The sequence below is a fragment of the Vibrio splendidus genome (assembly GCF_003345295.1).
In the GTDB taxonomy this organism is placed as follows: domain Bacteria; phylum Pseudomonadota; class Gammaproteobacteria; order Enterobacterales; family Vibrionaceae; genus Vibrio; species Vibrio splendidus_K.
This window is the reverse complement of the sequence record NZ_CP031055.1, coordinates 555,948-579,960: the sequence shown is the minus strand read 5'-3', so window position 1 is coordinate 579,960 and position 24,013 is coordinate 555,948. Positions and strand designations below refer to the sequence as shown.

General features: G+C 44.4%; 23 protein-coding genes. 3 read left to right on the top strand and 20 right to left on the bottom strand.

Features of this window, described 5'->3' with window-relative positions; genetic code table 11:
• Window position 1: 1 nt before the first annotated feature.
• The 18 genes from fliD to DUN60_RS02495 form a co-directional block, all read right to left on the bottom strand.
• Window positions 2-2,029: a flagellar filament capping protein FliD gene (gene fliD, locus DUN60_RS02585; RefSeq protein ID WP_114633105.1), complete on the bottom strand. Its 2,028-nt coding sequence runs from the start codon at window positions 2,027-2,029 to the stop codon at window positions 2-4.
• Between the two features lie 22 nt (window positions 2,030-2,051).
• Window positions 2,052-2,477: a flagellar protein FlaG gene (gene flaG / locus DUN60_RS02580; RefSeq protein WP_114633104.1), complete on the bottom strand. Its 426-nt coding sequence runs from the start codon at window positions 2,475-2,477 to the stop codon at window positions 2,052-2,054.
• Between the two features lie 81 nt (window positions 2,478-2,558).
• A complete protein-coding gene (locus DUN60_RS02575) occupies window positions 2,559-3,689 on the bottom strand; it encodes a flagellin (protein WP_004736190.1) in 1,131 nt (376 codons plus the stop codon).
• 618 nt (window positions 3,690-4,307) lie between these two features.
• Window positions 4,308-5,441 carry a flagellin gene (locus DUN60_RS02570; protein WP_004736189.1) on the bottom strand — a complete coding sequence of 378 codons (1,134 nt, stop codon included), beginning with the start codon at window positions 5,439-5,441 and terminating at the stop codon, window positions 4,308-4,310.
• A 701-nt stretch (window positions 5,442-6,142) separates the two neighbouring features.
• Window positions 6,143-7,279: a flagellin gene (locus tag DUN60_RS02560; protein ID WP_114633103.1), complete on the bottom strand. Its 1,137-nt coding sequence runs from the start codon at window positions 7,277-7,279 to the stop codon at window positions 6,143-6,145.
• A 423-nt stretch (window positions 7,280-7,702) separates the two neighbouring features.
• On the bottom strand, window positions 7,703-8,893 hold the full coding sequence (gene flgL, locus DUN60_RS02555) for a flagellar hook-associated protein FlgL (protein WP_004736186.1): 1,191 nt from the start codon (window positions 8,891-8,893) through the stop codon (window positions 7,703-7,705).
• A 9-nt stretch (window positions 8,894-8,902) separates the two neighbouring features.
• Window positions 8,903-10,783, bottom strand: a complete 1,881-nt coding sequence (flgK, locus tag DUN60_RS02550) for a flagellar hook-associated protein FlgK (RefSeq protein ID WP_114633102.1) — start codon at window positions 10,781-10,783, stop codon at window positions 8,903-8,905.
• A gap of 222 nt (window positions 10,784-11,005) precedes the next feature.
• The gene (flgJ, locus tag DUN60_RS02545; protein WP_114633101.1) at window positions 11,006-11,941 is read right to left on the bottom strand and encodes a flagellar assembly peptidoglycan hydrolase FlgJ; all 936 of its coding nucleotides are present in this window, start codon (window positions 11,939-11,941) and stop codon (window positions 11,006-11,008) included.
• A gap of 10 nt (window positions 11,942-11,951) precedes the next feature.
• Window positions 11,952-13,043 carry a flagellar basal body P-ring protein FlgI gene (locus DUN60_RS02540; protein WP_017106350.1) on the bottom strand — a complete coding sequence of 364 codons (1,092 nt, stop codon included), beginning with the start codon at window positions 13,041-13,043 and terminating at the stop codon, window positions 11,952-11,954.
• Window positions 13,044-13,137: 94 nt separating this feature from the next.
• Complete coding sequence (gene flgH, locus DUN60_RS02535) at window positions 13,138-13,914, bottom strand: flagellar basal body L-ring protein FlgH (protein ID WP_114633100.1); 777 nt, start codon at window positions 13,912-13,914, stop codon at window positions 13,138-13,140.
• Window positions 13,915-14,002: 88 nt separating this feature from the next.
• Window positions 14,003-14,791 (bottom strand): flagellar basal-body rod protein FlgG, encoded by a 789-nt coding sequence (gene flgG, locus DUN60_RS02530; RefSeq protein WP_004736180.1) that lies wholly within the window; start codon window positions 14,789-14,791, stop codon window positions 14,003-14,005.
• 21 nt (window positions 14,792-14,812) lie between these two features.
• Window positions 14,813-15,562: a flagellar basal-body rod protein FlgF gene (flgF, locus tag DUN60_RS02525; protein ID WP_017095944.1), complete on the bottom strand. Its 750-nt coding sequence runs from the start codon at window positions 15,560-15,562 to the stop codon at window positions 14,813-14,815.
• A gap of 270 nt (window positions 15,563-15,832) precedes the next feature.
• A complete protein-coding gene (flgE, locus tag DUN60_RS02520; RefSeq protein ID WP_017076830.1) occupies window positions 15,833-17,137 on the bottom strand; it encodes a flagellar hook protein FlgE in 1,305 nt (434 codons plus the stop codon).
• Between the two features lie 50 nt (window positions 17,138-17,187).
• Window positions 17,188-17,901 carry a flagellar hook assembly protein FlgD gene (gene flgD, locus DUN60_RS02515; protein WP_102560234.1) on the bottom strand — a complete coding sequence of 238 codons (714 nt, stop codon included), beginning with the start codon at window positions 17,899-17,901 and terminating at the stop codon, window positions 17,188-17,190.
• 17 nt (window positions 17,902-17,918) lie between these two features.
• Window positions 17,919-18,332 (bottom strand): flagellar basal body rod protein FlgC, encoded by a 414-nt coding sequence (gene flgC / locus DUN60_RS02510; protein ID WP_114633099.1) that lies wholly within the window; start codon window positions 18,330-18,332, stop codon window positions 17,919-17,921.
• 4 nt (window positions 18,333-18,336) lie between these two features.
• On the bottom strand, window positions 18,337-18,732 hold the full coding sequence (gene flgB, locus DUN60_RS02505; RefSeq protein WP_004736175.1) for a flagellar basal body rod protein FlgB: 396 nt from the start codon (window positions 18,730-18,732) through the stop codon (window positions 18,337-18,339).
• Between the two features lie 255 nt (window positions 18,733-18,987).
• On the bottom strand, window positions 18,988-19,815 hold the full coding sequence (locus DUN60_RS02500) for a protein-glutamate O-methyltransferase (protein WP_004736174.1): 828 nt from the start codon (window positions 19,813-19,815) through the stop codon (window positions 18,988-18,990).
• Window positions 19,816-19,826: 11 nt separating this feature from the next.
• Entirely contained in the window at window positions 19,827-20,753 is a 927-nt protein-coding gene (locus tag DUN60_RS02495; protein WP_004736173.1) for a chemotaxis protein CheV, read from the bottom strand.
• A 77-nt stretch (window positions 20,754-20,830) separates the two neighbouring features.
• Here DUN60_RS02495 and flgA point away from each other — a divergent pair, with 77 nt between their 5' ends.
• The 3 genes from flgA (at window position 20,831) to DUN60_RS02480 (ending at window position 22,566) form a co-directional block, all read left to right on the top strand.
• A complete protein-coding gene (flgA, locus tag DUN60_RS02490) occupies window positions 20,831-21,577 on the top strand; it encodes a flagellar basal body P-ring formation chaperone FlgA (protein ID WP_017085300.1) in 747 nt (248 codons plus the stop codon).
• Window positions 21,578-21,756: 179 nt separating this feature from the next.
• The gene (gene flgM, locus DUN60_RS02485; RefSeq protein WP_032546011.1) at window positions 21,757-22,074 is read left to right on the top strand and encodes a flagellar biosynthesis anti-sigma factor FlgM; all 318 of its coding nucleotides are present in this window, start codon (window positions 21,757-21,759) and stop codon (window positions 22,072-22,074) included.
• A 66-nt stretch (window positions 22,075-22,140) separates the two neighbouring features.
• Window positions 22,141-22,566: a flagella synthesis protein FlgN gene (locus DUN60_RS02480; protein WP_004736170.1), complete on the top strand. Its 426-nt coding sequence runs from the start codon at window positions 22,141-22,143 to the stop codon at window positions 22,564-22,566.
• A gap of 261 nt (window positions 22,567-22,827) precedes the next feature.
• Here DUN60_RS02480 and flgP read toward each other — a convergent pair whose 3' ends face one another.
• On the bottom strand, window positions 22,828-23,259 hold the full coding sequence (flgP, locus tag DUN60_RS02475; protein ID WP_114633098.1) for a flagellar assembly lipoprotein FlgP: 432 nt from the start codon (window positions 23,257-23,259) through the stop codon (window positions 22,828-22,830).
• A 9-nt stretch (window positions 23,260-23,268) separates the two neighbouring features.
• Window positions 23,269-23,904: a FlgO family outer membrane protein gene (locus tag DUN60_RS02470; protein WP_004736167.1), complete on the bottom strand. Its 636-nt coding sequence runs from the start codon at window positions 23,902-23,904 to the stop codon at window positions 23,269-23,271.
• Window positions 23,905-24,013 lie beyond the last annotated feature (109 nt).

The window sequence follows — 24,013 nt, the reverse complement described above, 5'->3', positions numbered from 1 at the left end:
ATTAGCCCAACGCATTCATCATACTGCCCAGCTGGGATTGCATCTTGCTAGTCGCATCTTGCATGGCAGTAAACTTAGAATGTGTACGGTTTTCTAGGCTGTCCATGCGGCGATCGAGTGCGCTTTGATCATCAACCAAGCGGTAGTTTTGCTCGACTAAGCTCTTTTCTCTAGTACGAATCGAACCTGTGATACCTGTGATACCTTGAATCGCATCTTCCACTTTTTTGGCGAAACCATTGTTGCCGCCAAAGAACTCACCCAACTTATCGAAGTTATTATTAAGTTGACGATCAAGCATGTCGTAGTTAATTTCTAGCGAGCCTTGCCTTGTGGTCGTGATACCAAATTCAGTCAATGACTTGAGATTATCAGGCGCGCCTTCAATACTTGATGAGAACACCCCTTTCAATCGCGAGTCGGCATTACGTACAGTACTGTCGCCAGAAAGCGGCCCTTTTTGGCCAGTCGTTGGATCAACGCCCGCCAAGTTCTTAGACACTTGATAAAACTGATTGTAAGAGTTAACGAAAGATTCAATGTCTTGGCGCACACTATTACGGTCGTACTCAACACCGATTTCAGCCGGTGGCTTATCTTTTGGCGTTTTTCCTTTCACCGTAATATCGATACCTTCTACGGCATCTTCAATCACATTGTTATTACTCGAAAGCTGTGCGACGCCGTCTAGAACGACCATTGAATCTTGCCCCGCCTGAACTTCAGCCATACCGCTATAGGTATCAAAAGACTGTTGTGCCTGTTCGAGCTCAGCTTGCGCTTTATCGACTTTCTCTAAAAGCTCACGCTCTTCGGGTTCTAATTTCGCACGCTCAATTTTTTTGGCTTGTTCCGCGGTCAATTCGCCTTTTTGAACTTTCTCAGCCAAATCGGCTTTTTCTTGTGAAATTTTATCTTCGATACGCGCTTGTTCAGCTTCAAGCTTTTGCTGAGCTTCTTTCGGCGTCACGTAGGAATCGGTCAGAGTACCCGAGGCAGCATTTGACCACCCCGGCACATCAGGCGCCTTCTCTATCGCTTTTTCATCAAGCTCAAGTTCTGGCGTGTAGTAAGAATCTAAAAGAGTTCCTGAGGCTGTTTCAGTCCAACCTGGGATATTGTCTTCGGGCATCACAGACTTTGACGCCTTAGCTGCGTCTAGGGCAGCTTGACCATCAGCTGCAGCTTGCTCGCCGTAGCTAAGACTTTGAGAGTCTCCGTCAACATCTGAGGCAGAATCGGTTTGGGTTGCTGGGATAACATTGCCGTCTTCATCGAGTTTTTCACTCGCATTTAGGTCATCGTTAGCGATCGCTTCATCGATGAGTTCAACTGCTTTTCCTGCAGGGGTTAGAGCAAGAACATCTTGTGCAGCAAGGCGCGCTTTCTCAAGCGCCTTCACACGCTCTTCTAGAGTTTTGTATTCGAGTTTTTTTAGAGGATTAGCAGCATCAGACTCTACATTAATGCTGATCTGCTGATCTGAACCAGACTGGTTCGAGGCGACAATAAGTCGTGGGCCTTCGACATCATTGATAATAGATGCACGAACGCCTGGATTGCTATCTGCGCCGTTTATACTGCGAACGACATCGATAAGTTTCGATCTGCCGCCAACTTGCACATCAAAGCTGTCATCACCAAGCGAAACCTGCAGCTTACCCGGGCCAAATTTCATGTCCTCTGACAGTACATCAGAAGCCACTTTATGACTCTGGGCAAGCTGCAACACATCGATGGCATATTTGCCAGCGATCGCTTCGGTAGTCGCGGTTGCAGAGACAAGACCTTCATCGGTACTTTCAACTGTTCGCACAGCAAAAGCTTTTTCCTGACGAAAGTTTGTCATCAGGTTTTTCATAGAATCAAGGGATTCTCTGAGTCTTCCATAGGCACTAATGCTGGTATCGATTCGCGTTCGTTCATTATCAATTCGTTGCTGTTTAGGTACACGCTCCGAATCAACAATTTTGCTGACCATGGAATTGATATCCATGCCAGACGAAATCCCCATTGGGCCAAAACTCATTAAATCACCTCAATAATACGACTTAAACCTTCACCTCAAATATTCTACTATTTGAGTTTTGGGCTGCTAGGCGTCTTAGAATTTCAAGCATTTCTTCGTCAGGGATCTGGCGAATAATATCACCGGTTGTGGTCTCATAAATGGTAACCACATCTCTCCCCGACTCTTCATCGACTTTAAAGGCAACACCCTTGTTGAGAGAGGAGATAAACTCGTTTACCTTCTCTACCATCTTGACTCGCTCTTCATTGTTTAACTCTTGTCGATGTTGAGCTAATTGAATCGCCGCTTCAGTAGCTTGCTCTTTCGATTTTTCTACCTTGCCATAAGATGTTGCTTCTTTCAGTCGTGAAGTGCTCGACGCACTACTACCTTCATCGCTTGCAAATTTAATGCCATTAGGTGAGCCATAAGGCTGGATGTTCGATGCGTTGGATGGTATTTCCATAACAGTCTCCCTCCCTCCTTTGTGAGCCATACAGTAAAACTCTACCCAGAGTAGAGTTTACCGCTACTTACCGAGGTAAGTTTAGCCCAATAAGCTTAGAGCTGCTGATGGTGATTGTTTTGCTTGAGCTAGGATAGAAGTACTCGCCTGTTGTAGGATTTGAGACTTCGTCATTGCTGTCGTTTCTTTCGCGTAATCAGTATCTTTGATACGGCTCTTAGATGCATTTACGTTTTCGTTGATGTTATCTAAGTTGCTGATTGCGTGGTCAAAACGGTTTTGGAAAGCACCAAGAGAAGCACGGTTACTATCAACAGATTTTAGTGCGCCATCAATGATAGATACCGCTTCGTTCGCGCCAGCAACCGATGTTACGTCAATGTCGTTAACAGTCACATCTTTAGCTGCACCAATACCAAGTTCACCTGCAAGGCTGCCGCCGAACTCAACATCACCTTCAACTTTTTGACTTGAAGCGAAAAGTTGCAGTTTGCCGCCTTCACCAACTGACGCTTTAACGTCTTGGCTCTGACCATTGATGTAAGTTGCTAGCTCTTCCATATCGTTGCCTTCCTTCGCAGAAATAGACAACTCTTGTGCTTCACCAAACTTATCGTTGTATTTGATAGTCAGATCAGAACCTGCAGCTACACGCCAAGAAGCATCTTTGCCTTCTGTAACGCCGTAGCTCTTGCCACCCATGTCTTGAGTGTCAGTACGCATGTTATTCATCGTCAGCATTACTGCTTCACCAGAATCTGCACCGATTTGGAAAGATTGGCTGCCGTAAGTACCGTTAAGAAGCTTGTTACCACCAAAAGAGGTCGTTTCAGCAATACGGTTAAGCTCTGTGTTTAGAGCAGAGACTTCTTCTTGGATCGCAACACGTTCAGATTTGCTGTTTGAACCATTTGAAGATTGAAGAGAAAGGTCACGCATACGTTGCAGAATGTTGGTTGACTCATTCATTGCACCTTCAGCTGTCTGTGCAATAGAGATACCATCATTCGCGTTTTTCACAGCCATATCTAGGCCACGGCTTTGCGACGTTAAGCGGTTAGAGATTTGTAGGCCTGCAGCATCATCTTTTGCGCTATTGATTTTATAGCCAGAAGACAAACGCTCCATTGATTTTTGAGTACCTTCAGCCGCGCTATTTAGGTAGCGCTGAGCCGTCATTGCAGACACATTAGTGCTTACATTAATCGCCATAGTTGATCTCCTTTAGGCATTTTTTAATGTACTTATGTGACTCTCACCTCACACAAATACATGTCAATTTTGTTTATGCACCAGTGTCTCTCTCACCTTACATTGGTACATATCATTTCTCTCAATCCCTTTAACGGCCCCTTAACTAGAAGCTTTAATAAAAATTGCGAGTTTTTTCGTATTATTTTCAACAACAAGGAAAAGTGTGATCGGGCTTCAATTAATAGGGCGACATTCGCTAAAGCTTCCCGTCGGCTTAGATTAATGAGCATGGTATTGAATATAAAAACCAAAAGAGATCCCTGATATCTCGTTCTACTCGATTCTGGGATGACGAATAACGGCTCAATTTGTTGATTTACATTCCGTCATTCCCTACAGCGGGGGACGAACGTGATAGGGAATCTCGCTTTTGCTCCTGCTTACCAACATTGCACTTTTCCAAATACACCTTCGCCAAATTACAGGCAATAAAAAACCCAGCCGAAGCTGGGTCTGTTTAGCGCTCATCTCTCACCACGAGCTAATTTGTGGAAGCCTAACGTTAACGTTTATGATCAACAGCACTTATGATCAACAGCGCTTATAACCAACTTGGCAACGTGGCCTTTAAATCGATTAACCTAGTAGGCTAAGTGCCGAGTTCGGAGCTTGCTTCGCTTGAGCAAGAATCGAGCTTGAAGCTTGAGAAAGGATCTGAGACTTAGTCATCTGAGTCGTTTCTTTCGCGAAATCGGTATCTTTAATACGGCTCTTAGATGCATTAACGTTTTCGTTAATGTTGTCTAAGTTGCTGATCGCATGGTCGAAACGGTTTTGGAAAGCACCTAGCTCAGCACGGTGGCTATCCACATACTTAAGTGCCGCATCGATAACTGCTACAGACTCTTGTGCGCCGCCAACTGATGTTACGTCGATAGTATCAACCGTTACGTCTTTGCCAGGTTGCATACCTAGTTCGCCAGCAAGGCTGCCAGAGAATGCCACTTCGCCTTCAACTTTGTTGTTACCAGTAAACATTTGTAGCTTACCGTCTTCAGTTACAGACGCTTTAACAGAGTCTTGTTGACCGTTGATGTACGTTGCTAGCTCTTCGATGTCGTCGCCCGCTTTCGCAGACACATCGATTTCTTGTGCTTGGCCGAAGTTATCAGTGAACGACATTTTTAGGTCGTTTGCGCCAGCTTGAACGTTCCAGTCTTTGTCTTTCGCATTCTCAGTTTGGTAGCTCTTACCACCCATCTGAGCGTTATCAGAGCGCATGTCTTTCAGTTGAAGCATTACCGCTTCACCGTTATCCGCACCGATTTGGAATGATTTAGTACCGTGAGTACCGTTAAGCAGCTTGTTACCACCAAAAGACGTCGTTTCCGCGATACGGTTTAGTTCGTCGTTCAGTGCTGTTACTTCTTCTTGAATCGCTACACGCTCTGATTTTGAGTTTGAGCCGTTTGAAGATTGTAGAGACAAATCACGCATACGTTGCAGGATGTTCGTTGTCTCGTTCATTGCACCTTCAGCAGTTTGTGCAATTGAGATACCGTCATTCGCGTTACGAACAGCAACATCAAGGCCGCGGCTCTGAACGTTCAAACGGTTAGAGATTTGTAGGCCCGCAGCGTCATCTTTCGCGCTGTTGATTTTAGAGCCTGAAGCTAGACGCTCCATTGATGTTTGTTGTGCGCTGTTTGCGTTGTTTAGGTAACGTTGCGCTGTCATCGCTGAAACGTTTGTATTTACATTCACTGCCATGGTGATTTCTCCAATTGATTTTCCGGTATAGCGGTTTCCGACGTCTCGGAAAACCAAGTAGTTCTCTCAAAGTTACTTTTAATAACGGCTCAAAATCCCGAAGCTTTAGAAAAACTTTTAAAAAACCACAAATAAAATATTAACTCGTTATTTATCAGCAATTTAGATTTCTCACTTTTCTAAAACAGCTATTGGATTTAATGGGCTAAAGATCCTGACTTGTTCAAAAAACACGCTAACTGTCGTTCAAATTAGTCAAAGCTCAGAAATGATCAATCACCAAAGATCATTGATGGGCATAAAGATTGTGCAATTCATCTAGCCAAGCAGAACATTTGTAACGAAGAAAATGGGTTGAATGAAAACTTAAGGATCAGAAATCTAAAGTTAGAAACCAGTGGGAAACGCAAAAGACAGGAAAACAAAAAGGTAGAAAATAAGAAAGATAGGAAACAGAGAAATAAATAACAGAAAGGAAAAAGCCCCTTTTCCTTTGAGAGAACCGGGGCTAGTTGGCAGGTCAGAGTCTGTGTGGAGATCATCGAGAAATGAACACATTTCTGACGCGCCGTTGCATTCTTACCGTAAAAATGAATAGCAGGTGAGAGATGAGAGAGCTAAACACTCATAGTAAGTATGCTTGCCAGTTTCCCTTGCTGCATGGCTCACGTCTGAACACGAGCAGCAAGTTCAACCAATAACTATTGCAATAGTGTCATTGCAGAGTTAGGCAACTGTTTTGCTTGAGCAAGTATCGAAGTACCTGCTTGTTGCAGAATTTGTGATTTGGTCATTTGCGTCGTCTCTTTCGCAAAGTCCGTATCTTTGATTCGGCTGTTAGAAGCGTCTACGTTCTCTTGAACGTTTGCCAAGTTATTAATACTGTGGCTTAGACGGTTCTGTTTAGCACCCAAATCAGCACGCTGTGAATCTACGTACTTCATTGCAGAATCAATTACGCTGATTGCGTTTTGTGAACCTGCAACGCTAGTCAAGCTGATATCTTGAACCGATGTTGCACGGCCTTCACTCTTAATACCTAGCTCAGATGCTAGGCCACCAGAGATCGACATTGCACCTTCAAGGTCAGGTTCAGCAACAAATAGTTGAATGCGACCATCATCGGTAACCGATGCGTTCACAAGATCAGATTGACCATTAATGTAAGTAGCAAGCTCTTCGATATCATCACCCGCTTTGGTATTGATATCTAAAACGATGTCTTCACCTGCTTTGGTTCTGAATTCAAGCTTAAGGTCGCTCGCCGTTGGCGGCACTTCCCAGCTTTTATCTTTACCATTTTCAGAATCGAACGTAGTGCCGCCCATACGGAAATCATCAGCTCGAACACTCGTGAGTCCCATAATCATCGCTTCGCCAGAGCTAGAACCTATCTGGAAAGATGCTTCACCAAATGAACCATTCAACAGACGACGGCCACCAAACGAGGTCGTTTCCGCGATACGGTTTAGCTCATCTTGAAGTGCCGAAGACTCTTCATTAAGCGCGGTACGTTCCGCTGCCGAGTTCGTACCGTTTGATGATTGAATCGCTAGATCACGCATACGTTGTAGTACGTTGGTTGATTCGTTCATCGCGCCTTCAGCGGTTTGTGCAATTGAAATACCATCATTGGCATTACGCATTGCCACGTCTAAACCACGTGATTGCGCTGTTAAACGGTTAGAGATTTGCAGACCGGCTGCATCGTCTTTCGCGCTGTTGATTTTATGCCCTGATGACAAACGCTCCATAGAGGTCGCTAAGTCATTAGACGCTTTATTCAGGTAACGCTGTGCTGTCATAGCAGAAACGTTAGTGCTTACATTAATAGCCATTTTGCTCTCCTTATGAGTTCGCAAACTTTCTGCGAAGCGGCCAGCTTTACTCTCATATGGATAAGCACTGACCGTGTATTACTCGCTAAACCCTATGCAGGGTTTAAGATCTGTATAAATCATTTTATGACCAACACAGATACAAGTTATATGCCAAGTTTAATACTGTTTCGATTAATTTTTAATATATATAAAATCAATCACTTAAATTAAAACTTAACTCGATTTGGTTTAACTAGCTTGGGGAACAAAAAGTACCTTCGTTGACCCATTGCCGCTTTTTGCCGCTATTTTCAAACAGATGACATCCTGTATAAAAAACCGGCAAAGGTTGAAGTGATTCGCTCATACGGCATAGCACATATGGCAAAGAATCTAACTTCAATGGTGAGTGTTAGTTCACCACTAAATACCGATTGATCATTAAATATAGTTAAACAAGGTCAGGTCTTTGGTTTTACCAAACGCTTGTTGAGAAGCTTGCAATGCTCGTGAGTTTTCATTGAACTCAATGATGGCTTTCGAGTAATCCAAGTCTTCAAAGTTGCTTTTTGCTTTGGCTAAAGACAACTTAAAATCTTCATGCTGTTGCTCTTGAATATCTAGCGTACTTAAACGCGCACCAACATCGGTTCTCGCCTTGGTCAAATGGATAAACGCAGCGTGGAACTCTTCGGTTACTTGGTGCAATTTCGCTGTTGCTGATGCATCCGATACCGGGTTTTCAGCCTGCTCAGCCGCCTCTTTGAACGTATCAAAGATAGAGAAAGTCTCTCGTGGTTCTAAGGTGATCGAATCACCTTTAGTGATTTGGCCTTTGATTTGGATATTCAAACCTTCATAGACAATGCCAGTCGAAGGATCAAAGTCTTCCGCGGCCACCACTGCGCCATCTTTTTCAAGTTGATAAGCATAATTTCCTGTCTGCATATCAACGAACGTCACTTTATACGTTGACCCATCTTCAGCTGAGTTCGTCGCACGTTCCAAAAGTAATTCAGAAGCAGGTTCAAGCTCGTATTGAGGTTCGTAATCACCAAACGGGTTATCTATTTCCATAAATAACTTGCTGCCCGGATCATTCATCGCCATCTCGAAGCTACTCGCTACACGCATCTTTCGCTGATAGTCATCGCCCTGATAGCTGACATTACCTTGGTTATCTCTAAAGAAGGGTTGATTCTTCGGCTTAGTACCCGCAAACGTGTAATTGCCCGACTCATCTTGAGAGTTAGCTAGATGCAGAAAGTTATTCGATAGCTCTTGGATCTCGCGTTTCTTCGCTAAGCGGTCCTCTGGAGAAAGCGCACCGTTAATCATTTCCATCACGGTTCGTTTTGCTTCATCAGCAAAACCCTCGGTGTTGGAGACCAATACCTCGTGATGCTCCAATCGATTACGAACCAAGACGATTGCGTCACTATATTGCTTTAGCTGCTCTGATTGCTGACCAATATTCTGTAAATAATGGGTCGCAAGAGGATCATCACTCGGCGACTGCAACTTCTTACCTGAAGCAAGTTGTGCTTGGTTGTGATGTATCTTGTTCTCTTGACGGCGCAAGTCGTTCTGAACAGATTGGTAATTGTGGAAGCTAGAAATACGATTCAACATTTATACTTCCTACCTCAGAGCCAAAATAGTATTGAACGTATCATTGGCTGCTTGCATGATGCGTGAAGAAGCCATATACGCTTGCTGAAATTTCATCATATTTGCCGCTTCTTCATCGAGGTTAACCCCCGACACTGAAGCAATACGTTCCTGAGCGGATTCCTTTTCTAAGGTGGCAATGTCGCTTAACCGATTTGCCGTCGACGCTTTCAGGCCCGTGTTGGTATTCAAGTTGTGGTAAAGGTCTAAAATCGTAGACTCACCATCATTCAAGATCTTACCGGTTTGGAGATCTTGCAGCTTACGCAAGTTACCGTTGTCACCCTCTGATGGGACAAGGTTTGCCGTAAATTTATCGTTTGCCACAGCGCCAGCGGTCAACTCGAAAGTCGTGCCATTAATCGTAACCGGCCCTTCAGGTGGGTACGGCTGCGGCTGCATTAAAATATTGCCTTTCGGGTCAGTCACGGCAAACTGCTCACCTTTTGGTGAAACAATCACTTCAAACTCACGCAATTGACCGGCCGCTAGGATCTTGAACCCCGCCGAGCCTTTCGCGAACGTAGTCGATGCCTCATAACTTTGTGCGGCAATATCTCTAGGGTCTTTGGTTTCCATCTGAATCTGAGCAGCAAAGTTACGCGTTGGACGCAGTAACAGCTTCTCACCCAATTCAGGCGGGTTTCGAACTTCGACTCGCATCCCATCTAGATAAAAAGCATTGCCTGCTGCATTAGTGCTGACTTTTACCATTTCACCGTCAGGCTTGGTCACGACATAATCACTGCCATCATACTTAAGACCATACTCGCCGCCTTTTAAGGCAGAGGTGTCATCAATATAAACGGCAACATCAGCCTTTGACTGGCTGCCAGCCGTCACGCGTGATTTCGCCACCCGCTCAGAGTTCACATCGGTGAAAATATCTTGGCCAACGTTGCCATTGAGATCCAAACCTTGTGATTGAAGTGAGTTTACTTTCTCCGAGAAAGCCGTCGCTAAACGCCCAAGCTCATCCATGATGTCAGGAATGTGTTCGTCTCGCATATCGAGCATGGCACCGATTTTCCCATCGATATCATTACTGGTAATCGGCTTCAGAGACTTACCTTCAACAATCGCCAGTCGACGCTGATGCGTATCAGGTAAACCGTCAACTAGCTTCAGTTGACTTGCTTCGCTACCAGAAACCAAGGTATGACCATTACCAATATGGACGTTAAATCCTTCCGCATTAGAGCGCGGCGTTACCGTCACTTTGGTGTAGCCAGATAGCTCATTGATCAGCTTTTCGTGCTGATCTCGTAAATCATTGTGAGGCCCAGGAGTTCGCATCATCAGACGCTGAACGTCACGAATCTCTACCGCAATTTGGTTTACTCGTTCAATGCCGACTTCTAATTTTTTATTCGTAGAATCAGACTGTTGACGTACCGTTTCATGAAATTCATTCAAGGTTTTAGTTACAAGCCCTGCTTTCTCTAACACGACCTTACGCGCACCCACATCATTTGGGGTATCGGCGAGAGTCTTAACGGAATCAAACCATTCGTTGAGGTTTTCTGGAATCTTCTTTGAAGCGACCGACGACAACATGCTCGACAGCATATCGAGATTGGCTTCGGTATCGCCTTTGTTGGCGGCATTAGTTGTCGATAAGTTAAGTTCTTTGACGGCAAACTGATCCCAAGAGCGGCGAACATTTTCCACATGCACACCCATACCGTAGGATTGCCCACCGTACTGGCGCGGGTCATTCACACCTTGAATCACAGACTGGCGGCTATAGCCCTCTGTGTTGGCGTTAGAAATGTTATGACCTGTGGTGTTGAGCTGTCTCTGAGCCGTAAGAACACTTTGTGCCCCTACATTCAGAAGATCCGACGCCATAATGCCCCCAAAAAACTTAACAAAACCAGAATGAACTGATTAACTACAACCGCATATTACTAAGATAAATAGCAATATATGTGCCAATACAAATAGTGGAGAGTTAAAATACAATAATTTATTGAAGTGTAAGGAGATAGCTATAAAAAGGAGTGGCAAGTTCGGAAGGGCTTATAAGAAAAGAGCCTGCCATTAGCAAGCTCTCTATGTTGATTTATGACGCTAGTTCATCTCATCGATCTTGGCTTTAACTCGTAAAACCTTGTCTGCATAGTTAGGGTCAGTTGCGTAACCAGCCTGATGAATACCTTTGATGAAATTCTCTGAATTGCCTTGATGCTGTAGCGCCGTTTCGTATCTTGGATTTTCATTCAAGAACTTCACGTAATCATTAAAGCTATCTTCGAAATTAGAGTAAGAACGGAAAGATGCTGACTCTTTAACGGCTGTTTTGCCATGGAACTCAAGCGTTTGAGTCGCGACCTTATCACCCTTCCAGCTTCTATCGGCTTTAATGTTGAATAAGTTGTTGCTGTTGCCTAGAGAATTCTTAATCATCTTAGAGCCCCAACCTGTTTCAAGTGCCGCTTGTGCCAATAGCAGTGACGAATCAACACCGAGCGCGCTCGCCGCTTTTTCAGCGTAAGGCTTCATTGAGGTAACAAAAGATTCTGGAGAATCGAAAGATGCTGGTTGTTTTGCTGCTGATAGGGCTGTTGCTGACATAGCAGATTGAACTTGAGATACTTTCTCTTCTGAACGACCTGAATACTGAGGCCTTTCCAGTGAGGTATCAAAACCTTCAGTACGAACCTTATCTTCTGTCGCGTCGCTTGCTTGACCAGCGCTTAACTGAGCTACAATCATGTCCGCAAGGCCTAATGAACCTGAAGCGCTTAACTCACTCGCCATTTGGTCATCTTGCATCTGACGATAAAACTGCTCGTTCTGGCTGTTCAGCATATCCGACTTAAAACTAGAGTTCGCATCACGCATCGACTTAAACAACATCGAAGTAAAAATCGATTCAAACTGTTTTGCCGCAGCGGTTAATGCTTCTTTCTCGCTGCCTTCTTCACCGTTTACCGCTTGTTGACGAAGGCGGTCTAGGCTGCCGATGTCGTGGATAAAGCCGATGTCATTGTTATTCTTAATCATGCTTTACCCCTTAGATAATGATCAATTGACCTTCAATTGCACCCGCTTGTTTCAGTGCTTGAAGGATTGCCATTAAATCAGAAGGCGCTGCGCCCACTTCGTTGACTGCTCGAACCAAATCATCCAGCGTTAGACCCGGTTCAAACTTGAACATCTTGCCATCGGCTTCGGTGACTTCGATATCAGAATCAGGAACGACGACCGTTTGACCACCAGAAAATGCATTCGGTTGGCTCACGTTGAGGTTTTCTTTAATTGCGACAGTCATACCACCGTGCGTTACCGCTGCCGCTTTTAGGCGCACGTGCTTACCAACAACAATGGTACCGGTACGAGAATTAACAATGATTTTTGCAGAACCCTCTGCAGGGTCGAATTCGATATTTTCAATGGCAGATAAGAAAGCCACACGTTGGCTGATTTCACGTGGCGCACGAACTTTGACTGAAGTCGCGTCGACCGCTGAAGCCATTTGTGGGCCTAGGAAATTATTAACCGCGTCAGCCAAACGCTGAGCCGTTGTAAAATCGGATTGGATTAGGTTGAAAGTGATGTAGTCACCACGGCCAAATGGAGTTGGGATTTCTTGTTCAACCGTCGCACCGCTAGAGATGATACCGACGTTAGGGTTGTTACCGACAATCTTAGAACCGTCGTTACCTTGTGCACTAAAGCCACTTACTACCAAGTTACCTTGTGCGACCGCATACACTTGACCATCTAGACCTTTCAGGAAGGTCTGTAGCAAGGTACCACCACGAAGGCTTTTTGCTGAACCGATAGAAGACACTGTTACGTCAACTTCCTGACCTTGCTTAGAGAACGCAGGAAGCTCAGCGGTAACAATTACTGCCGCTACGTTTTTGGTTTTTGGCTTAGTGCCGGGCGGCAATTGAATGCCAAAATTTTGCAGCATCGCGTTAAACGTTTGATCGGTAAAGGGAGTTGTCTCACCTGTACCCGGCAAACCAGTCACCAAACCATAACCGACAAGTTGGTTACTACGAACACCCGCCACTTTTGCCACGTCTTTGATACGCGCAGCATGGGCACTGGTGGCAAGAAATAGCATGCCGAATAGTACGAGTGTTAGTTTTTTCATTGAGTAACCTGTCTGTATTGCTTTAATTTATAATAGCTTAGCTAAATATGGCTGCGTGATAGAGGTTGTCAGTATCTCGACACCCTCTCAAGCTCTACAGTGATACATTAAAGAATCGTGCCAAGAATCCAGGCTCTTGCATATCTTTTTGCACTCCAGTCCCTGAGTACTGAATTCGTGCGTTAGAAACACGGTTTGAAGCGATGGTATTTTCAAAATCTATATCGTCAGGGCGGATAGTACCACTTAGGCGGATATACTCATCACCCGTATTCAGTGTCATCCACTTTTCACCACGAACCACTAGGTTACCATTGGCTAATACTTCGATAACTTCAACGGTAATGTAGCCGCTGATGCTGTTACTTTGGTTGGCTGACGCGTCACCCGCAAAGGTGTTGGTGTTGCTCAGATCATAAGAAAAGTTGTACTTGTCGATAGTCAGCTCTTGACCACCAACTGCCAGCGGCTCCATCGATGCATCGTTCGACTTAGACATGTCTGCGTTGGCTTTCTTGGTCGCTCGAGTATTCTCGTCTAACGCCACGGTAATGATGTCTCCAATGCCACGAGGTTTTGAGTCGTCATACATGCTGCCAATGTGATTAACATTGAACAGTGAGCCCGTTGCTGCTGCGTAGTGTTCTGGTTTTTCTTTTGGATTGATTGGCGCCCATGCTGGGTCACCAGCAACTGGATCGGTTCGACCACGAAGTGTATCAATAATGCCTGAGCTCTCTTGAGCCGACTTATCACCTTCCACTGCATCAACTACTGTGGTTGCGTTTTCTTCTGCTGGAGTCTCGATCGGATCCAGTACAGCACAACCCGTCATAGACATAAACAGAGCTAAACAAAAAATACGTTTCATGGCGATATACTCTCAGCAGGCAGTGGTAAATGGATCAATTAGCAAAAACAGATCTATTAATTAAAAAAGTAAACGGCAAATAAACCAATTACAGCTGTTGGTTAACAAAGCTCATCATCTTGTCTACCGACGAGATAACTTTCGAGTTCATTTCATAAACACGTTGAGCTTCAATCATATTAACCAGCTCTTCGGTTACGTTGACGTTCGATGTTTCTAGCATCGACTGACGAATATTACCTAAGCCATCAAAGCCAGGAACACCCTCTTGCGGGTCGCCACTAGCACCGGTTGGTAAGTAAAGGTTTTGACCTACAGGCTCTAAACCACCTGGGTTTACGAAGTCAGTGATGGTGATTTGGCCAACCACGACGTTGTTTTGCTCACCACGTAGGCGTACTGATACTTCACCGTCGTTACCAACAGTTACCGAAATCGCATCTTCAGGAATCACGATTTCTGGTTGCAGAGCATAACCTTGACCTGATGTAACGATCGCGCCGTCACCGTTCAGAGTGAACTGACCATTTCGGCTGTAACCTGTTTCACCGTCTGGCATTTCAACTTGGAAGAAGCCGTCGCCTTCAATCATCATATCTAAGCTGTTCGACGTCGTTTGCGCGTTACCGTGAGTGTGCACTTTTTGAGTTGCGACTACTTTTGAACCTGCACCTAACATCAAGCCACTTGGCAGCTCAGTATTTTGAGACGATTGGCCACCTGGCTGGTTGATATTCTGATAGAACAGATCTTCAAATACCGCACGGCTCTTTTTAAAACCAATGGTCGAGGCGTTGGCAAGGTTGTTCGAAATCGTTGAGATATTGGTTTGTTGTGCATCTAAACCTGTTTTACTTACCCATAATGCTGGATGCATAGCAAATTCCTTTAAATTCTATTAGCTCATACGAAGCAGTGAATCAGACGATTTGTCCATTTCCTCTGCCGTGCTCATCATCTTGACCTGCATTTCAAACTGACGTTGTAAGTCAATTAGGCTGGTCATTTCACCTACAGCATTTACGTTACTGCCTTCGATAGCACCTTTAAGCAACGTTACCGCTGCATCTGCTTCGTATGCCTGATCTGGGTTTTTCGAACGGAATAGACCATTCGTATCTTTAAACAAACTTTGGTTGTCTGGGCGTACAAGTTTAATACGGTCAACAATCGCTAATTCTTCAGCTGGAGCGCCTTGAGGAATCACCGAAATCGTACCATCTGTACCAATTTCTACTTTGCTGACCGGGATTGGGAGCGTGATTGGCGCGTCATTCTCACCTAACACCAAGTGACCGCTTGCGTTGGTTAACAAACCGTTTTGGTCAACCTTTAGATTACCATTACGCGTTAAACCTTCACGGCCTGTGTTATCCATCACTGAAATCCAACCATCACCTTGAATAGTGACATCAAGATCTCGGCCAGTGGTGACCACACTACCTTGTGCGAAATTATGACCCGGACGTTCTGTCATGCTGAAAACACGAGTAGGCATGCCTTCACCGTACGCTTGCATTGAACGTGCTTGTGCTAAATCAGCACGGAAACCCGTTGTACTTACGTTGGCAAGGTTGTTAGCACGTAGCTGCAAAGCTTGCATATTTTGCTTAGCGCCACTCATGGCAAGAAACAGTGCGCGATCCATAATTTTGCTCCAAAAAATCATCTTCTGGGGCTAACAAAGCAAACACTGTGCCAGTATTTTTAACTGTTATTTATCAATAATTTAAATAGAAAACAACGAAGAAGAGGGATCACAAAAGGATCATTGAGGAAGAATTGTTGCCAGTGGCATTACCGGGCGGCAATAGGGGCGGCAAATAGAAAAGTAAACAGCCATATCAAATTCAGCAACAATACCCAATTCAATAACATTGAATTGGGTATTCGCAGATGATTCAAACGCTCGAAACGATTAACGAATCTGAAGAATATTCTGTTGCAGTTGGTTGTGTACTTCTAGAGAACGAGAGTTCGCTTGGAAGTTACGTTGAGCAGAAATCAAATCAACCAGTTCTTGAGTCATATCGATGTTCGACTGCTCTAGCGAGCCGTTGTTGATGCTACCAAATGAACCTTTGTTCGATTCACCCCAGATTTTAGAACCTGAGTCATTAGTAGAATCCCACTGAGTGCCGCCTTTCTTATCTAGGCCTTGCTCATTGGGTACACGAACCAAGCCTACACGGCCAAGCATCACGTTTTCACCATTTGAGTAAGTACCTAAAACACTACCGTACTCATCGAAATCGATTTTAGTTAAGAAACCTGTTGTCGCGCCATCTTCATCGAACTTAGTCAGTTCAAATGGAGCGGCAAACTGAGTTGATGAATCTAGACCAAACTTAAGCACCTGCGTTGGATCTGCACCGTTCAAATCAATTGGGTTCGCTCCAGCACCTAGTGCCTCAGAGTTAATTGGCTGGCCATTGTTAAGGCTCGCCAACGTACCGTCATTATTGAACTTCATTGTGTGACCAACATGACCTTGTGCATTGGTCGCATCACCACCAGTAATGTTGACCGGCTTTTCACCGTTCTCATCTGACATGGTGTAGTACGTCTGCCAAGTGTTTGGTTGAGTCTGATCTTTGAGGTAGTAAGTCGTTAACTTGTAAGACTGACCCATAGAATCGTATACCGTCGAAGACGTTGCACGGTTATAAGTATCAGCATCTTTGAAGTTAAATGCAGCCGGGTCTTTAAGATCACCGTTTGCAGGAAGGTTAACTCCTACTTCAATGTTTTCTGTCTGTTTTGGCTTACCAAACTCAGCAGGAATGTCGAGAGGCTTTGGCGCGTAAGAAAGAACTTCACCCGAGTTTGGATCAACATCGTAACCTAAAAGAAACTCATCGTTAGCGGTAACCATGTAGTTGTCTTTGTTTAGGTGAAATGCACCATTACGCGTTAGTTCATTGATCTCCGGTACCATACGGTCTTTCGATACTGCAAAGAAACCTGTACCACTTACACGTAAGTCCATTGGGTTGTTCGTATAAATACTTGAACCTTCATGGAACTGTTGCGCCACTTGGCTAGCTTGCGCACCGCCACCTGCCGTCGTTTTTGCGTTAGTGAATAACGAACTTGAGTAAACATCGCCAAACTCCGCACGTGACTCTTTAAAGCCGAATGTGTTTGCGTTCGCAATGTTGTTACTGGTTGTATTCAGGTCTAGTTGTGCAGCGGATAGACCGCTTAAAGCTACATATGACATTCCAATATTCTCCTAATCTCTCTAGCTAGCATAATCACTCTTTTAAAGCGTTACGCTTTACCAACTTCTAGTACTTCAGCAAGTCGTACTGGCGATGTGAAACCAGCCAGATTGAGTAGTACGTTGCCATCGCCCTTACCAAGAAGCACACTGTTCACGTTCGCATAACTGGAAACTTGGAACTCTGTGTTCTCGCCATCCAGTAAACCCGACGCTTTCACGTTGTATTTACCAGCCGGCAATGGGTTACCGTCTTCGTCTTTTCCGTCCCATTCAACACGTGTGTCGCCTGATGGTTTAGAGCCGATATCAAAAGTGCGAACCAATTGTCCAACTTCGTTCTCAACACGGACGATTACATTGTCCATTGCCTGAGGAAGCTTAACCATGGACGCCATACCGCCATCACCAGGTTTCACACCTGCCGCACCAGGAACCAATACATCGCGGCCAACCAAAGAAGATGCCTGTAATGCTTGGTTAGAAGTCATTGATGAATTCAAGCTTTCAAACTGTGTATTCATTTTGCCAATGCCATCTACGGTCGCAAATGAAGCCATTTGCGCAATCATCTGGTCATTGCTAACCGGCTTAAAAGGGTCTTGTTGGGCTAATTGCTTAGTCAACAAAGATAAGAAGTCTTCTTGTTTAAGATCCTGCTTACCTGTTGTTTCGTCGGGCTTCTTAGTACCATCTTGAAGACTCTTCAGCTGGTCAACATAGGACAAGCCGCTTTGACCAACATTGTTGTTGATTCCAGCCATTTGCTACCTCCTTATCCTTATTGACCCATCTGCAGCGTACGCAGCAGCATTTGTTTACTCGAGTCAGCAACCTGCACGTTTGTTTGGTACGCGCGTGATGCCGAAATCATGTTGGCCATTTCTTCCATAACGTTCACGTTAGGCTTGTAGATATAGCCTTCGTCATTCGCTAATGGGTGATCTGGGTTGTACTCCGCGCTCAGCGGCTTATCGCTTTCCACAATACCTAATACTTTCACAGGCACAGTGTGACCACTGTTACGTGCTTTATTTAACTCAGCGCCAAACACTGCGTGGCGAGCCTTGTAAGTTTCTTCAGCAGAACTACTTACACTGTCCGCATTCGCAAGGTTGCTCGAGGTCGTATTTAGACGAACAGATTCAGCACTCATCGCAGAACCAGTCACATTGAATACATTGAATAAACTCATCTAATTATTCCCCTTTAATCGCTTTAGTTAAATTCTTGAACTTACTTCCTAGGAAGTCGAGAGAGGCTTGATGCCTAATTTGGTTTTGCATGAAAAGGTTTCTTTCCAAATCCAAATCAACCGTGTTGCCATCTCCTGTATCAGGTTGGGTAGGAATTCGATACTTCGTTTCCCCGTTCACCGTTGTTGAGGCAGAAATGTGCCGACCATCTGTACGGCTAAGACCAATGCTTGCCCCAGAACTTGCCGCTTGCAGCGATTTCTTAAAGTCTAATCCTTTTGCTTTATACCCAGGCGTGTTTGCTTGCGCGATATTAGTGGAAAGCACCTCAGCGTTACGTTCACGTACACCAACTGTGTGCTGGTGAATGCCTAAAGCATTGTCAAAAGAAATAGCCATGTAAACCTCAACTCAAGAACTGACTGTCATGAGATAACCAAAGCAATATATATACCAACTTTTAAAACAAAGCGGGCTATCAATACTTTTACAGGTTACTCGTGGGTAAACTTGCAATATACAAGCCAAAAAGTAGAGTAAATTGGAATGTCACTCTGACTTAAAGATATAGCTTCAGCCGGAAAAAGAAAACCCAGCACTTGGCTGGGTTTTGGAATTAGGCAGTAACGTTGCACCTAGTACTGGTGCCACTCATTACTTTAATTTGTAGATGATGCCTGGATTACAGCGAACCATTTCAAAACGATCCGTTAGGCCTGTTAACGATTCAGACGCACCCAATAATAGGTAACCACCAGGATTCAGGCTGTTTGCCATCTGGTTAAGTACCTTTGATTTCATATCAGGTGAGAAGTAAATCAGCACGTTACGACAAAAGATGATGTCGAACTTACCTAACAATGCATAGCTGTCCATCAGGTTCTGAGGGCGGAAATTCACCATGCGCTTAACGTTATCTTTCACTTTCATACGGCCATCGCCCGCATCTTCAAAGAAAGTACGACGACGCTCAGGAGAAAGTCCACGTCCCAATGCAAGGTTGTCGTACGCGCCAGTGCGGCACATATCCAACATACTTGCTGAGATGTCAGTTGCGGTAATCGATACATTTGGCAACATACCTGGCTTACGAGCTTGAGTCTCAAGAATCGTCATTGCCATTGAGTATGCTTCTTGGCCTGAAGAGCTTGCCGCAGACCAAATCTTAATAGGACGTTTATTTGCCGCTATTTCCGGTAGAAGTTTATCCGCAAGCACAGCAAACGGGTAAGTATCACGGAACCAAAGTGTCTCGTTCGTCGTCATGGCATCGACTGCAGCCACGCGCAGCTCACGGTTTCGACCTGTTACTACATCTCTCAACAAATCAGACAACGAAGCTAACTTAAACTTCGTTACTAATGGGCTTAGACGGCTGCGCACTAAGTACTGTTTGCTGTCACCTAATACAATGCCACATTGAGATTCTAAGAAACGGCTGAAATCGCGATACTCTTGATCACTTATTGTTATAGCAGTCATTAATGTCTCTTTTAGTTAGTTAACGCAGCTTTTACCGCTGCACCAAGCTCATCGGGGTTGAACTTCGCGATAAAGGAGTTAGCTCCTACACGCTCAACCATGGCTTGGTTAAATACACCACTCAATGATGAGTGTAAAATTACGTATAGATCTTTAAGTTCGGCGTGACGACGAATCTCAGCAGTCAGCGTATAGCCATCCATTTCTGGCATTTCGATATCTGAAATCACCAATGAAATCTGATCGTAAATACTGCCTTCTGATGACATCTCCACCAGCTTCTCATAGGCTTCTTTACCATCTTTCACTGAAATAACTTCAAAACCAATCGACTCAATCGCACGCTGAACCTGCTTACGAGCAACGGTTGAATCATCAGCAATCAAGATACGACGAACCAATTCTTTACCTTGTTCTACTTCTGCGATCTCTTCAGCAATTTTGCTGTCCATTGTTTCATCAACAGGTGAAATCTCCGCTAGAATTTTTTCTACATCAAGAATTTCTACCAGCTCATTATCAATGTTGGTGACTGCAGTCAGGTAGTGGGCTTTGCCTGCACCATCTGGCGGCGGAAGAATCGACTCCCAGTGCATGTTAATAATGCGTTCTACTGAACTGACCAAGAAACCTTGAATGGTTCGGTTAAACTCAGAAATAACCACAAAACACTTTTCAACATCCGTTGTAGGACGGCCACCAATCGCTAAGCTCAAATCGATTACAGAGATCGTTTGGCCACGAATGTGTGCTACACCTTTAACTAGTGGGTTCAAGTTTGGCATTTTTGTCAGTTTAGGGCACTGAAGTACTTCTTTTACTTTAAAAACATTAATGCCGTAACGCTGACGCCCCATTAGGCGAAAGGTTAGTAATTCTAATCGGTTTTGACCGACGAGTTGCGTACGCTGATTCACCGAATCAAGAATACCCGTCATGAGCTCATCTCCATATCAAACTTTTTTGTATAAAAAGTGTTAGTCTACTGCAGGCTACGAACCACTAGAGAAACGGAATGATATATCATAAAACAAATCTGCCGCTTTTTTCCATAGCAATGTGTAGAGCTACTTTTAAAACTGTCGCTAAGTTTATCGGCATTTTATCAATATTGTTTAGTTTTTTTGTACAAGCTGCGACTCCAGAGCAAATTGAAATGATTCAATCTGCGGCGGAACAACACATCCTAGAGACAGTTGAGCAGCCACAAGGCGGCGAACTCTTTGTTAACTCAGCAAATGTGGACTCTAGAATCAAAGCAACAGATTGCCCTATTCCTCTAGATACCAGCGCCTCAACCACCAGCAATACCCGCAGTAGCATTACGGTTTTAGTGCAATGTGTTCCTGATGAGTGGCGAGTTTACGTGCCGGTACGCCTTTCAATGTCAGTACCACTAGTCACAACAACACGCTCACTAGCAAGAGGCGAAATCGTTGGTCAATACGATGTCACCACCGCTATGATTTCGCTTAACAAGTTTCGTCGTCAAGGTTTCACCGCTCCCCAACAAGTGATCGGCGCTAAGGTGAAAAAAAACCTGAGGCCAGGCGATGTTGTCGAAAGAGGCGATATCTGTGTCGTATGCCGAAACGAGAAGGTTATCATACAGGCAGTAAAAGGTGGCATGACCATTACCACCAAAGGGACTGCGCTTACGGATGGCTCAATGGGTGATCAAGTAAGAGTGAAAAATGATAAATCACAGCGTATAATTGAAGGTATTGTTACCAGCATGTCTGAAGTCACGGTTTACTTTTAACTCTTTACTTCTAAATTGACGGTATCGTTAGTTATTTTGCTCTCAACTTTAACGCCAAAATGTAACGACTGTGGTGTTTTGTCCCTTTTCGACTATTGAGCTAAAAATTGCTAAAGTATTCGAACCCTTGGTCGATATTGACTGTACAGGTTCCCATTTTTGAAGAAAAAGGCTTAACTATGGCAGGCATTGATAATATTCGTTCAGGGCAAACCCTAACGACCACTAACCGACCAGCAGTACGCTCTGATTCTAGCTCTGAGGCATCACGTTCTGATGTGTCAACTAAATCACCAGCAAGCAAAGACGCGGTTTCACTAAGCCAACAAGGCAAAGCGATTGGTCAGCTCCATCAAGACATGGCTGCACAACCAAGCTTTGACTCTGTAAAAGTTGCTGCGATCAAAGAAGCGATTGCGAATGGTTCATACACTGTCGATCCAGAAAAACTGGCTGACAACATGATCAAGTTCGAAGATGAATTAAAAGGCCTTTAAGAAAACACTAACTTTTCATTGAAGTTATTGTCTTAAAGTACACGAGGTTATGAATAGGTTTACGTTATGGCGGCACTAGCAGATTTAGTTAATTTTCAACTTCAAAATGCCAAAGCCTTATCTGAATTACTAAGTTCAGAGAAAACCGCTATTACGAGCCGACAATCAAACGATATTGAGCGAATCGCCAAAGAAAAAGTGGTCCTTGTTGAACAGCTAAGATCAACCGATCAACGAATTGCTACCCATACCAATATCTCAGAATTGACCGAGAACCCTGAACTTGCTCAGTTAGTCGCAACCATCAAGTCCATAGTGCACGACTGCCACCAAGCGAACCTAGTCAATGGCGAAGCCTTGAATCGAGCACACCTCAGTTTCAAAAAACTCAGCAATATGATGCAGCAAAGCCATGGTAAAATTGGTATGACTTACAATGCCGGTGGCCAAACGCATACGATTTCTACGCTGGGAACCAATGTAAAAGCCTAATTGGGCTAATCTTCTTCGCACAACACCCTTCTTGCTTGTATCTGTATCTGTATCTGTATCTCAGCATACCCTTCTCGCTACACCGTCAAAGTCTCTCTAAACCTGTAAATGCCCCTAATAAACGATAAACACAAAAAAGCGGCAAGTATTTTCATACTTGCCGCTTTCTTAGTCATAACCGTTATTGGTTGCCGATACGCCATCTGGAAAGCGAGTGGCAGCCAATATAATTAGGTAAACTATAACTGGATGCTCCTAAAACTAGAACAACGTTTGTTGTCTCTTCTCAGGCACTGCCTGAACTTCACCGTAATTACGTAGCTCTTCCATCTTACGGATATCTAATTGGAGCTCTGTTACATAGCTATCACCCACTGGGTAGCTGCGCACTACTTCTGCGCCACGGATTACGCCATCAACTGCACCAGAAGTACGTTCAGTGCCAAGGCGTTGATCTTCAAGCTCTGCTCGGCCGCTCACTCTCATACCATACACTTGTTCAGCAAGTTCACGATAAGCATCGATCTTGGAAGCTCTCATCGCACGAATGCGCCTTTCCTCGTCGTTACGTCCCTTTTGCTCACTGATACTCGCGTAACCAACGGCAACTAAGTAATCGCCTGGCCTCATGTTTTGCAGAGGCTGACAGCCGACAAGCAGTAAAGCGGCAATAACAAATATTAACTTCTTCATTTCGAACTCCTAGGGGCGAAGAATAACGGTGTAAGGCTGAGTCATCGTTGGATCAGAACGAATAATGACACCATCTTGAGTTCGAATGCTGTTCAGAGTATCTAGATCTCGACCAATACGATCCGCTGGCAAAAAGCCTTGCGCGGAAGCAACCACAATACGAGTTTGCATGCCAACAACACGAGCATTTACTAACACACCGCCCTCTTGGCGAAGCATAGTGCCTGTCAGCACGTACTGGACATCTTGCTCTTGAGCTAAGTCTTTCCAATCACGGCTTAATGCAAAATCACCTTGGTGAGTCACTTGAATAGAACCGGTTGTTTTAAAATCAACCACCTTGAAGCCACGACGCTGAAACTGATGAATGAAGCCTTCTGATACCGAGTTTCCTAGCCAGTTTGTTGTGTCCATGTGTTGCAGGTCAACAAACGAAGTTATCGCAATTGGAGTTCTTGCTGAAATACTCGTATTCGAAATGATCAAATCTTCAGTCATACTTTCCACGAAAAAGTCCATGGTATGACGAGGGCTGTCCATCAACATAAACTGACTGCCTGAATATTCAGACTTGCCGTTATAGATCGGCGAATAAGCGCATGATGTCAGTAACATGACACTCATTACTACGAGCCATTTTTTCATTCTCTAATCTCCAGATATGTTTAGTGCTACCTATTCCAATATGTTCTCACCATTATTCTTTTCAATGGATTACAATGTTGGAACAGTCTTTGCTTTTCATTAATGGTTC